This is a genomic window from Pseudomonas sp. P4_C4, from assembly GCF_056402055.1.
On record NZ_JBFUID010000011.1, the window covers coordinates 58219 to 70340 of the forward strand.

General features: G+C 59.2%; 8 protein-coding genes. 5 read left to right on the plus strand and 3 right to left on the minus strand.

Annotated features, from left to right (window positions below; translation table 11 throughout):
* Positions 1–4 precede the first annotated feature (4 nt).
* Entirely contained in the window at positions 5–742 is a 738-nt protein-coding gene (locus AC1DXW_RS08500) for an S-methyl-5'-thioinosine phosphorylase (protein ID WP_477755307.1), read from the plus strand.
* Positions 743–880: 138 nt separating this feature from the next.
* Here the strand turns inward: AC1DXW_RS08500 and AC1DXW_RS08505 are convergent, their stop codons facing one another.
* Genes AC1DXW_RS08505 through mfd form a run of 3 tightly spaced genes read right to left on the minus strand, consistent with a single transcriptional unit; the run spans position 881 to position 7619 of the window.
* A complete protein-coding gene (locus tag AC1DXW_RS08505; protein WP_477759922.1) occupies positions 881–3574 on the minus strand; it encodes an SNF2-related protein in 2694 nt (897 codons plus the stop codon).
* A 6-nt stretch (positions 3575–3580) separates the two neighbouring features.
* Positions 3581–4159 (minus strand): CsiV family protein, encoded by a 579-nt coding sequence (locus AC1DXW_RS08510; protein ID WP_477755305.1) that lies wholly within the window; start codon positions 4157–4159, stop codon positions 3581–3583.
* Positions 4160–4169: 10 nt separating this feature from the next.
* Positions 4170–7619 (minus strand): transcription-repair coupling factor, encoded by a 3450-nt coding sequence (gene mfd / locus AC1DXW_RS08515; protein ID WP_477759923.1) that lies wholly within the window; start codon positions 7617–7619, stop codon positions 4170–4172.
* Positions 7620–7982: 363 nt separating this feature from the next.
* Here mfd and AC1DXW_RS08520 point away from each other — a divergent pair, with 363 nt between their 5' ends.
* The 4 genes from AC1DXW_RS08520 (at position 7983) to AC1DXW_RS08535 (ending at position 11800) form a co-directional block, all read left to right on the plus strand.
* Positions 7983–9446: a glyceraldehyde-3-phosphate dehydrogenase gene (locus tag AC1DXW_RS08520; protein ID WP_477756617.1), complete on the plus strand. Its 1464-nt coding sequence runs from the start codon at positions 7983–7985 to the stop codon at positions 9444–9446.
* 216 nt (positions 9447–9662) lie between these two features.
* Complete coding sequence (locus AC1DXW_RS08525) at positions 9663–10148, plus strand: hypothetical protein (RefSeq protein WP_477759924.1); 486 nt, start codon at positions 9663–9665, stop codon at positions 10146–10148.
* Positions 10149–10263: 115 nt separating this feature from the next.
* Positions 10264–11376 (plus strand): polymorphic toxin type 44 domain-containing protein, encoded by a 1113-nt coding sequence (locus AC1DXW_RS08530; protein ID WP_477759925.1) that lies wholly within the window; start codon positions 10264–10266, stop codon positions 11374–11376.
* Positions 11357–11800, plus strand: a complete 444-nt coding sequence (locus AC1DXW_RS08535) for a hypothetical protein (protein ID WP_477756679.1) — start codon at positions 11357–11359, stop codon at positions 11798–11800. Before AC1DXW_RS08530 ends, AC1DXW_RS08535 begins: the two co-directional genes overlap by 20 nt.
* The last annotated feature ends 322 nt before the right edge of the window (positions 11801–12122 follow it).

Genomic DNA, 12122 nt, shown 5'->3' on the forward strand with positions numbered 1-12122 from the left:
CGTTATGACGGTTTACGCGATTATCGGTGGCACTGGCCTGACTCAACTCGAAGGCCTGAGCATTCGCCAGTCACTGGCAGTGGACACGCCTTATGGTGCACCTTCGGCCGACATTCAGATCGGCGAGTATGCCGGCAAGGAAGTGCTTTTTCTCGCGCGTCACGGTCATCCCCATCGTTTTCCGCCGCATCAGGTCAACTACCGCGCCAACCTCTGGGCGCTGAAGCAGGCAGGGGCGCAAGCGATTCTCGCAGTCAATGCCGTGGGTGGAATTCACTCAGCCATGGGCACAGGGCATTTCTGCGTGCCGCATCAGTTGATCGACTACACCAGCGGTCGTGAGCACACCTACTTTGCCGATGACCTGGAGCAGGTCACCCATATCGACTTCAGCTACCCCTACAGCGAACCGTTGCGCCAGCAACTGATCGCGGCATTGGCGGCGGAAGGTGTGGGCTACAGCAGTCATGGCGTGTATGCGTGCACTCAAGGGCCGCGCCTGGAGACAGTGGCTGAAATCGCCCGGCTGGAGCGCGATGGCTGCGACATCGTCGGCATGACCGGTATGCCGGAGGCCGCCCTGGCCCGGGAACTGGAACTGGATTACGCCTGTCTGGCGCTGGTGGTGAACCCGGCGGCGGGCAAGTCGACGGCGGTGATCACCATGGCCGAAATCGAGCAGGCGTTGCATGACGGCATGGGCAAGGTGAAATCGACATTGGCGCGGGTGCTCAAGGGCTGAGTTCACTCGACACCGAGTGGCTTCCTTCGCTGGCAAGCCAGCTCCTACAGTGTCGCGTCGAATACAAATTCTACGAACGCCACTGAACCTGTGGGAGCTGGCTTGCCAGCGAAGAGGCCGGTTCAGGCGCCGCAAATCTCAGCGTTTTTCGAGGTTTTCCGGCAGCGGCGCAAACAGCGCTTCGATATCATCGCCCTGCAGTTTCCAGTCCCCGGCCTTGCGCCCATCCAGCACGCCGGCCGCGAGGTCGGATTTTTCCTTTTGCAGGTGCTGAATCTTTTCTTCCACCGTGCCGCGCGCAATCAGTTTATAAACGAACACCGGCTTCTCCTGGCCGATGCGATACGCCCGGTCAGTCGCCTGGTTTTCCGTCGCCGGGTTCCACCACGGATCGTAATGAATCACCGTGTCCGCTTCGGTCAGGTTCAGGCCAACGCCACCGGCCTTCAGGCTGATCAGAAATATCTGACGCTTGCCGCTCTGGAATTCCTTCACCGGCGTGCGGCGGTCGCGGGTCTGGCCGGTCAGCAGGGCGTAGGCCACGCCGCGTTTGTTCAGTTCGTCTTCGATCAGCGACAGCATTGAAGTGAACTGCGAGAACAGGAGGATCCGTCGACCTTCTTCGAACAATTCCTCGAGCATTTCCATCAGGCTGTCGAGCTTGCCTGACGTGCTGCCACGGCTTGGCAGGGTCGCCTCGTTGACCAGGCGCAAATCGCAGCACACCTGGCGCAGTTTCAGCAGCGCTTCGAGAATGATGATCTGGCTGCGGGCCACGCCTTTGCGGGTGATCTCGTCGCGGACTTTCTTGTCCATGGCCAGGCGCATGGTTTCGTACACGTCGCGTTGGGCCTCGTTGAGTTCGACCCAGTGGATGATCTCGGTTTTCGGTGGCAACTCGGTGGCCACCTGTTCCTTGGTGCGGCGCAGCAGGAAAGGTTTGATCCGGCCGTTGAGGTGCTGGAGCCTGACCTCGCTGGTGCGTTTTTCAATCGGCACGCGGTAATCGCGGTTGAAGCTTTTGACGTCGCCCAACCAGCCGGGCAAGAGGAAGTGAAACAGCGACCACAGCTCGCCCAGATGGTTTTCCAGCGGCGTGCCGCTCAGGCACAGGCGTTGCCGGGCATTGAGCTCACGGGCAGCCTGGGCGGCCTTGCTGCTCGGGTTCTTGATGTATTGCGCTTCGTCCAGCACCAGTATGTGCAAGGGCTGCGCCGCCAGGCGTTCGACATCCTTGGGCAGCAGCGCATAGGTGGTCAGGATCAGATCGTAGTCAGCCAGCTTGTCGAAGTGCTTTTTGCGGCTGGCACCGTATAGCGCCAGTACCTTGAGCTGCGGCGTAAAGTGCGCCGCTTCGTCGAGCCAGTTGGGAATCAGGCTGGTCGGCATTACGACCATGCACGGCCGATCGAGGCGGCCGGCGTTTTTCTCGCTCAGAACATGCGCCAGTGTCTGCAGGGTTTTGCCCAGGCCCATGTCGTCCGCGAGAATTCCACCCACTTCCAGTTGTCGCAGCGACTGCATCCAGCTCAAGCCTTCGAGCTGATACGGACGCAGCGTCGCATTCAGGCCGTCCGGGGCGGTGGCCGTGTGGTCCTTGATGTCGCGCAGCCGCTGGGCAAGGGTGCGGATCTGTTCGCCACCCTCCCACAGTAGTGGCATGTCTTCCAGCGGGTTCAGGCGCGTGGCATCGGCCTTGCTCAGGCGCAGCGTGGTGTCGCCGGGCTCCTGCAGGTAGAACTCGCCGAGGGTGGCCAGCACCGGCTTCAAGCGGCCGAAGGGCAGGGCGACTTGCAGCGGGCCGTACTCGGAGTTCGGGCGATTGGGGATGTTGACCAGGATCAGCTCGTCGTCGCGGCGTCGGGCCAGGCGTTCCGGGTTGAGGATTTCGGTGTGGGAGCGCATCAGGTTGAGCAGGATCGGCAACAGGCTCAGGCGTTCGCCGTTGACGATGATCCCCAGTTCCAGGTCGAACCAGTCGCGCTCCGGTGCCTGTTCGACCGTTGCGTACCAGTCGTCTACCACCGTCAGGTCGAAACCGAAGTCCTCGTCGATCTGCAATTCCCAGCCCTGGGTGCGCAACTTCGGCAGTTCATTGAGGGTAAAGGTCAGCCAGGCGCTGTCATTGACCATCTCGAACAGCTCGCCGGCACTTTCCGGCAAGGCCTTGCTTTGCCGGGTGGCGACTTTGAAACCGAGGATTCGCAGCTGTTCCCGGTAGGACTGTTCCACTTCCGGGTGGCGTTTTATCCGCAGCGTCTGGGTTTCCTGACGAATCAGGATGTCGGAGTTTCTCTGCCCGGACACGTACTCGTCCAGGTAGCTGAAAGACAGCGCCGCCCGATGCTGAATGTACCGCTGCATTCGGCCGTTGCGCGGTTCGAACGCGCTGAACTCGATGCTGGCCAGCCACAGGCGCGGGACGGGCTGCACATTGTCCACCAGCACTTGCGGCGGGGCTTTCGGGCTGCGGTTTTCCAGGACTGCCTGGAGTTTTTCCAGAAGTTCGGCGTCTTTGGCGGCAGCGGGGTAGTCGAGGGTTTCCTGCACTTGCAGGAGCACCGCTGCGCAATGTTTGCAGTTGATGTGGACCGGGCAGGAGCAGGTGGCGTCGACCATCAGCAGCGTGCCCTTGGCTGACTCGCGCAGGCGAATGGTCTGACGGTAAACGTTACTGCCAGAGCCTTCGCAGGCGGCAATGATCGTGGCGTCACCGGCCTCGACGATCCTGACACGATTCTCCAGCGCGTAACGGCGACCACGCTCCAGGCTCTGTTCCTTGAATCGGCTGACCCAGGATGGTGCCAGGGGTTTGCTCAGGGTCGCGGACATAGGGAATCAGTCCGGAATTTCTTCGGGAGCTGCTCGGGGTGCGGGAGCGGTCAGCGAGGTGATCTTGATCAGCAGGCCGAGGTGGCCGTTGTCGAGGAAGTTCAACTGGCCGTTCTTGGTGTGGCTTTCCTGTTTCAGGCGCTCGCTGGCGGTCACCATGCCATTGGCATCGATCTGATTGACCCAGAAATCGGCGTCGACGTCGGTAAAGCGTCCCAGCGTCATGTTCAGCGTGCCCTCGATCGGGAACTGACCATATTGTTCCTTGCCGTCGCTGATCGCCACTTTGCTGGCGTTTTCGCCGAGAGTCTGTTGCCAGGCCTTGTGCAGCAACACCGTGTAGTCGGCGCTGCTGGTGAGTTTTTCCACCTCGCCATTCAGGCTTGGTGTACGCAGGCTGTCGGGGCTGACGGGTTGGGCGCCAGCGGCCCAGTCTTCCGGTGCGGCGCGGCTGACAATCGCCGGCACGGCGTTTTGACGGACCAGAATCATTTCGACCTGATACAGGTCATCGGCAAATGCCGTGGGTGCAACCAGTGCTGGCATCAACAGGGTCAGCAAGGTCAGTGAGCGAAACAGGCGCATGCGGCGTCCTTCAAGCAGTTTTCGGAACGAGGCGCTCGAACAGCGCCTCTACAGTATTAAAGCGCTCTTCCGGGCGCTCCATCGGAACCATGAACTTGAACATCGTGGCGCCTTCGAATTTGTAGCGTTTTGGCTGGCTCTGGATCAGTTTGATCAGGGTCAGCGGGTCGACCGGCGTCTGTGCGGCGAACTCGACGCGACCGCCTTGGGGGCCGCCATCGACTTTCTTGATGCCCAGTTGCTCGGCCTGCAATTTCAATGCAGTGATGCGGATCAGGTTCTTGGTCGGTTCCGGCAACAGGCCGAAACGGTCAATCATCTCCACCTGCAAATCCTTGAGGCCGTCCTCATCGGTGGCCGAGGCGATGCGCTTGTAGAGAATCAGGCGGGCGTGAACGTCCGGCAGGTAGTCCTCGGGAATCAACGCCGGCACGCGCAAGTTGACTTCCGGACCACCGCCGAGCGGTTGGTCGAGGTTCGGCTGCTCGCCCTTGCGGATCGACTTTACTGCGCGCTCGAGCATTTCCATGTACAGCGTGAAGCCGACGGCCTGGATCTGCCCGCTCTGGCCGTCGCCGAGCAGTTCGCCGGCGCCACGGATTTCCAGGTCGTTGGTGGCGAGCACGAAGCCCGCGCCGAGGTCCTGGGTGTTGGCAATCGCTTCCAGGCGCTTTTCCGCGTCCGGGGTGATTTGCTGGCGTGGCGGCGTCAGCAGGTAGGCGTAGGCCTGGTGGTGGCTGCGTCCGACCCGGCCGCGCAACTGGTGCAACTGTGCCAGGCCGAACTTGTCGGCACGCTCGATGATGATGGTGTTGGCGCTCGGCACGTCGATGCCGGTCTCGATGATGGTCGAGGCGATCAGCACGTTGAAGCGCTTGTGGTAGAAGTCGCTCATCACCTGTTCGAGATCGCGTTCGCGCATCTGCCCATGACCGATAGCGATCCGTGCTTCCGGTACCAGCTCGGCGAGGTCGGCGGCACATTTCTCGATGGTCTTCACGTCGTTGTGCAAGTAATAGACCTGACCGCCACGCAGCAACTCACGCAGCAAGGCCTCTTTGACCGTGCTCTTGTTCTGCTCCATGACGAAGGTGCGTACCGACAGACGACGAGCCGGCGGCGTGGCGATGATCGACAGATCGCGCATGCCCGACACCGCCATGTTCAGCGTGCGCGGAATCGGCGTAGCGGTCAGGGTCAGGATGTCGACTTCACTGCGCAGCGCCTTGAGCTGTTCTTTCTGGCGTACGCCGAAACGGTGTTCTTCGTCGATAATCACCAGGCCGAGGTTTTTGATCTTCACGTCGTCCTGCAGCAACTTGTGCGTGCCGATGACGATGTCGATCTTGCCTTCGGCCAGGTCCGCGACCGCCGCATTCACTTCCTTGGCCGACTTGAAGCGGCTCATCACTTCCACAGTCACCGGCCAGTCGGCGAAGCGGTCGCGGAAGCTGTTGTAATGCTGCTGGGCGAGCAGGGTGGTCGGCACCAGGATCGCCACCTGGCGACCGCCATGCACGGCAATGAACGCGGCGCGCATCGCCACTTCGGTCTTGCCGAAGCCGACGTCGCCGCACACCAGGCGATCCATTGGCTTGGGCGCGAGCATGTCTTCGCGCACCGCTTCGATGGTGGTTTGCTGGTCCGGGGTTTCTTCGAACGGGAAGCCGGCGCTGAAGGTGGCGTAGTCGGCTTTCGGATCGGCGAAAGCGTAGCCTTCGCGGGCGGCACGACGGGCATAGATGTCGAGCAACTCGGCGGCCACGTCACGCACCTGTTCGGCGGCTTTGCGCTTGGCTTTCTGCCAGGTCTCGGAACCGAGGCGGTGCAGCGGGGCCAGGGCGTCGTCGCTGCCGGTGTAGCGGGCGATCAGGTGCAGGTTGGCCACCGGCACGTAAAGCTTGGCGCCTTCGGCGTACTCCAGGGCGAGGAATTCAGCGGTCTGGCTATCGATTTCCAGGGTTGCCAGGCCCAGGTAGCGACCGACACCGTGGTCGATGTGCACCACCGGCGCACCTTCACGCAGCTCGGTGAGGTTCTTGATCACGGCATCGTTGTTGGCATCGGCGCGCTTTTCGCGGCGACGGCGCTGCATCACGCGCTGGCCGAACAGCGGGCTTTCCGCGACGAGGGCCAGGGCCGGGTCGTCGAGCAGCAAGCCTTCGTCGAGCGGGGCGATGGTGATCGCCAGGCGATCCTTGCCAGCGACAAAGTCCGGCCAGCTGTCGACGGTTTTCGGTCGCAGCTTCAGACGTTCCAGCAGCTCCAGCAACACTTCGCGGCGGCCTGCGGATTCGGCGGTAAACAGCACGCGACCGGGGAACTGGTCGAGGAATTCGGCCAGCGCTGCCATTGGCTGGGTGGCCTTGGCTTCGATGGCCAGGTTCGGCAGCTCCCGAGCGGGGAAGCGCTCGCGACCGCTACCGCTTTCCACGTCCTGTTGACTGGCCACCACGCGCGGCCAGTTCTTCAGGCGCGCGAAGCAGTCTTCCACCGGCAGGAACAGTTCGGCGGGTGGTAATAAAGGACGGGACGGGTCGACGCGGCGTTCTTCATAACGATTGCGCACGTCGTTCCAGAAGTTTTCCGCGGCCTGTTCGATACCGGGCAGCGAGAACACTTGCGTGTCCTGGGGCAAGTAATCGAACAGGGTCGAGGTTTCTTCGAAGAACAGCGGCAGGTAGTACTCGATACCGGCCGGGGTAATCCCGCTGCTCAGGTCCTGAAAGATCGGGCAGCGGCGGAAGTCGACGTCAAAACGCTCGCGAAACCGCGCCTTGAAGCGGGTGACCGCTTCTTTCTGTAGCGGAAACTCCTTGGCCGGCAACAGCTTGACCGAGTCGACCTTGTCGATGGAGCGCTGGTTCTCCGGGTCGAAGGTGCGCAGGGTTTCGATTTCGTCGTCGAACAGATCGATGCGATACGGCAGCTTGCTGCCCATCGGGAACAGATCGATCAGCGAACCGCGAACGGTGAACTCGCCGTGTTCATACACCGTATCGACGTAGCGATAACCCGTGGCTTCAAGCCGGGTGCGCATTTGCTCGACGTCGAGCTTCTGGCCGATATCCAGTACCAGGCTGCTGCCGAGCAGGAACTTGGTCGGCGCGAGGCGATGCAGGGCGGTCGTGATCGGCACCACCAGCACGCCATGGCTCAGCTCCGGCAGCCGGTACAGGCTGGCGATGCGCTGGGAAATGATGTCCTGGTGCGGCGAGAACAGGTCGTAGGGCAGGGTTTCCCAGTCGGGAAAGTGCAATACGGGCAAATCCGGGGCGAAGAAACCCAGCTCCTGTTCCAGCCGTTCGGCACTTTGGCTGTCGGCGGTCAGCAGCAGGGTAAAGCGCTTGGCAGCGCTGGCGGCCTCGGCAATGGCCAGGCTCAGGGCGGCACCGGGCAGGTTGCCCCAGTGCTGTTTACCTGCCGCGGCAGGGAGAAGCGGTAGACGCAGAACGGGCACGGAAGGTTGAGCTCCAAGCGTTGCGACAAAGTCGGTAATTGTAGCGGTCTACGATGCCGCCTGTCAGTTGCTGACTGCGTCTAAAGCACGGGTTTGGTGAAATGTAGTGGTAAAGACAAAATTCGGCGGTTTTTTGCCAGAAATTACTGAATATGTAGTGGCAAAAACAACGAGTGTTACGGAGGGTTACGGATAACGAGGCGTGACCTCCAAAAAATTGACTGCGCTGCAAGCCCCGGTTTTATTGGGCTGGCGCGATGCGTAAGTTTTTTGAACGACGATTTGTTACGTAAAGCACGACGGGCGCGCATTGCTACGGCGGTCACTCGGCGGCATAATGTAGCCCCTTTTTTCTGCCCCTACATGTGGAAGGTTCCCGTGACTCAGAAGCCCGACCAGTGTCTTGGTGAATGGATCGACCGTGAAGCACTCGCAGAAGCGATGATTCCGCTTATCGGTCAGCTCTACCGCAATAACAACGTGGTGAGCTCGATCTATGGCCGCAGCCTGATCAATCGTTCAGTCATTGCGATTCTCAAAGCTCACCGCTTTGCTCGTCACCGTCAGTCCGACGAAAGCGAGCTGTCCGTCCACGAAACATTCCCGCTGATCAAGGCGATGAGCGAGCTCAAGCTCGGCGCCGCTTCGGTGGACCTGGGCAAGCTGGCGGCCAAATTCAAGGCCGAAGGCAATGGCCGTACTGCCGAGCAGTTCGTCCGTGAAGAACTGGCTGACGTGGTTGGCCAGCAAAACGTATCCGCCCGCAAAGGCACCGACGTTGTCCTCTACGGCTTCGGTCGTATCGGCCGTCTGCTGGCGCGCATCCTGATCGAGAAAACCGGTGGTGGCGACGGCCTGCGCCTGCGCGCCATCGTTGTCCGCAAGGGCGCCGAGAACGACCTGGTCAAGCGTGCCAGCCTGCTGCGCCGCGACTCGGTCCATGGCCCGTTCGATGGCACCATCACCATCGATGAAGCCAACAACACCATCACCGCCAACGGCAACCTGATCCAGGTGATCTACGCCAAGAGCCCGGCCGAAGTCGACTACACCCAGTACGGCATCGAAAACGCTCTGATCGTCGACAACACCGGTGTATGGCGTGACGCTGACGGTCTGGGCCAGCACCTGGCCTGCCCGGGCGCTGCCCGCGTGATCCTCACCGCACCTGGCAAGGGCGCGCTGAAGAACATCGTGCATGGCATCAACCATGGCGATATCAGCCCTGACGACAAGATCATCTCGGCGGCTTCCTGCACCACCAACGCCATCGTGCCGGTGCTCAAGGCAGTCAACGACAAGTACGGCATCATCAACGGCCACGTCGAAACCGTTCACTCGTTCACCAACGACCAGAACCTGATCGACAACTTCCACAAGGGCAGCCGTCGTGGTCGCGCCGCGCCGCTGAACATGGTTATCACCGAGACCGGTGCCGCCACCGCAGCCGCCAAGGCGCTGCCAGTGCTCAAGGGCAAGCTGACCGGCAACGCGATTCGCGTTCCTACGCCGAACGTGTCGATGGCCATCCTGAACCTGAACCTGGAAAAGGCCACCACTCGCGAAGAGATCAACGAGTACCTGCGCCAGATGGCCATGCACTCGGATCTGCACAAGCAGATCGACTACGTGAGCTCCCAGGAAGTGGTTTCCACCGACTTCGTTGGCTCGCGCCACGCAGGCGTAGTGGACGCGGAAGCGACCATCACCCAGGATAACCGCGTTGTTCTGTACGTTTGGTACGACAACGAGTTCGGTTACAGCTGCCAGGTGGTTCGCGTGATGGAAGACATGGCCGGTGTAAACCCGCCAGCCTTCCCGCGCTAAGCCTTTAGCGGCACATGAAGCGCCCCGACTTTGGTCGGGGCGTTTTTGTTTGGGCGCTCCGCAATAAATACGCTTTAGAAACAATCCTGTAGGAAAAGGATCGTTTCTTTTGGCGAAATTTCTGAATCATTCTTTTGACCCTGCCGTGAGAGTCGCGCCGCTGTTAGCGTCCGCCGCATTATTTCTGAACACCCTACCAAGGATAAGGATTTTGAAATGAATGCACCCTTGCAACCTTTGTATACCAACGATGTTTCCCCAGAGTATCTGCGCAGTCTGGACAATCCACACTTCACTGAGCAGCAAATTGCGCAATTCCATGAGCACGCCCAAGTGGTTGTGCGTCAACAGCAGGCTTACATCGACACTCATCCTGCTATCGCCATCTTCCGGTGCGCAACCGAGGGCAGCCAGACCCGTAACGGCGGGGTGATCCAGCAAGGGACAGGGCCGCTGGAGTTCAAGTTGGAAAATGGACGGTCGGTGCGCGTAGCGCGAACAGGCGACTACGTCCTGTATGCCGATGGCAGTACAGCGCAAATCATCACCGGCGCAGGGCAAGACAACAATGATGTGGCGCTGGTCGGCAGCATGCTCAGCAATGGCGACGAAATCATCAATACACCGCAAGGCGGCTACGTGTTTATTGCGCGCGAAGGTGTGTCGATGGGCGAGGATTTTTTGTCATCGGTCGCGGACTGAGTGACGAAGTCTGGCGCTGCCCAAGGCTGTCTCAGTGCTGCGTTGCTTAAATGCTCACGCAGCTGATGGTCGAAAACTTTCTGGACTCGGCCGGAAGTAACGGAGAAGAAATTCAATGAAAGAAGGACATTTCATCGGTCTGAATGACCGAACCACCTGTGGTGGCAAAGTTCTGGATGGTGACACCCGGATCATGATGTATGGCGTTGCCCACGCCTGCGATGGTGATCGGGTCACCTGTGGAAAAGACGGGAAGACGTATCGGATCGTCGGTGGCATTTCGTACATGATCAGTCATGGAAAACCCATGGCTGGTACGCTGGACAGTTACAGCAATTGCCCCTGTAAAGCTCGACTGATCCCCTCCGTAATGACGGCCACGTATCAAAGCAACGCAAGCCCTGCACAGCCGGCCACCAGGGCTGCGGGCTCATCGGCGGCTCCGGCTGAAAACAGCTTTACAGCCAAGCCTAATGTGGTTGATCTGAAGCTGGCAGATAAAATCTCTGCACCACCCGGCGACCTTGGTGGAAGCGAAGCCTGTAACCATCCAGACCAGATGGAAGAGCTTGCCAGCTACATCGCAGGTGAGATGAATAGGAACATCAAGCATCCGTCCGTGTTGAAAATGAAAGAGCTGATGAGCTACGACAGCAGCGCGGAAGCCAGGAAATTTCGGGCGTTACCCTGGTACGCCAGACTGGCGGGACCACCGAATTTCAACGGAATTGCATTGATGAATAAGCTAGAGGCGATGGCGATCTGGACTAAACAAGTGGGTCAAAACATGGAGTGGGATCACAAGCCGAAGCTTCGGGAGCTGTTTCCCGGGGTACGACACAAGCAAGGGAAGTATCTCTACTACTACGACATTTGGTCGAACATCCACTACGGTTATGTCGGAATCATAGGTGGACTTTCAGAAAGCTTACTGCTAGACGGAGCAGGGGCCGAGCAAATCGCCTCAGATACCCTGCGCAAAGCCGAAGAGTTACGAACAACGCCCAAAGAGGATAGAGAGCTCCTTGGCCCTCGTCCTACAGCTAGCCCTTGGACTGAATTGCGATCATGGGATGATGTAGCTGATAGAGTGTCGATAAGCATCGGTATAAAGCTCGCCAATCAGCACCCTGAAGGCGGGATAACAGCGCAGATGATCATGAATAAGGTGTTGGCAGTTCCACCAGAGAACTGGGGAGATGGAGTCCGTGTCCACGTCTGTAAATAACCCCCGATCTCGTTACTTACGGTGGCTATGGATTCCGTTTTTACCACTGCTGCTGCCACTGCTGGTACTGCAGTTGATGGCCCTCTGGAATGTTTATGTTCTACCCAGTGCAACCGTCAATTATTCCAAGGATGCCGAGCGCGGATTGCGGTACACCTGGAACGTTCAAGACCGGATATACAGGGGGCGGATGTCCCCAGGAGGTGCCACCAGCGACCACGGATATCTATTTCCGGATACCGAATTTTTCATGGAGTTTTCTTGGGCAGCCGAGAACGGGCGTTGGCACTGCATCAGCATCACACCGAAGTGGCCCAACATGCATATTTTTCTCGACGCCGACGGCAACATTGATATGCGCAAAGGGAGTGGTGCAGATGTGGATAGGCTGAAAGAGTGTCAATGGGATTTGGTGAAGCCCTAACATGCGTCAAGATTAAAAGTCGGTATTGGTTTGATTAACGAAATGCTAGCGATTTACTCCGGGTTGGGGGGGGGCACAAATGCAAGTAAATGGTGCTGCTTTTGTTTAAGGGTAGACCGCTAGCAATATTGCTTCTGATGTATTTTGTCTGGTATGTCTCCGTGCCGAGGGTGAAAGTCTATTTCTCAGAGGCGGGGGTCGGGAAGTTGAGTTTTGTTCTAAATACTCAGCACGATATATTTCGAGGGCGAATCTCCCCTGGCCAATCTACAGGAGGTCCTGGCCATATTTTTAAAGATGATAATTTCTTTATGCAGTTCGA

Coding starts and splice junctions, on each gene's coding strand:
- AC1DXW_RS08525 (WP_477759924.1), top strand. CDS start 9,663: ATGAATGCACCCTTGCAACCTTTGTATACCAACGATGTTTCCCCAGAG.
- AC1DXW_RS08530 (WP_477759925.1), top strand. CDS start 10,264: ATGAAAGAAGGACATTTCATCGGTCTGAATGACCGAACCACCTGTGGT.
- AC1DXW_RS08500 (WP_477755307.1), top strand. CDS start 5: ATGACGGTTTACGCGATTATCGGTGGCACTGGCCTGACTCAACTCGAA.
- AC1DXW_RS08520 (WP_477756617.1), top strand. CDS start 7,983: ATGTGGAAGGTTCCCGTGACTCAGAAGCCCGACCAGTGTCTTGGTGAA.
- AC1DXW_RS08510 (WP_477755305.1), bottom strand. CDS start 4,159: ATGCGCCTGTTTCGCTCACTGACCTTGCTGACCCTGTTGATGCCAGCA.
- AC1DXW_RS08505 (WP_477759922.1), bottom strand. CDS start 3,574: ATGTCCGCGACCCTGAGCAAACCCCTGGCACCATCCTGGGTCAGCCGA.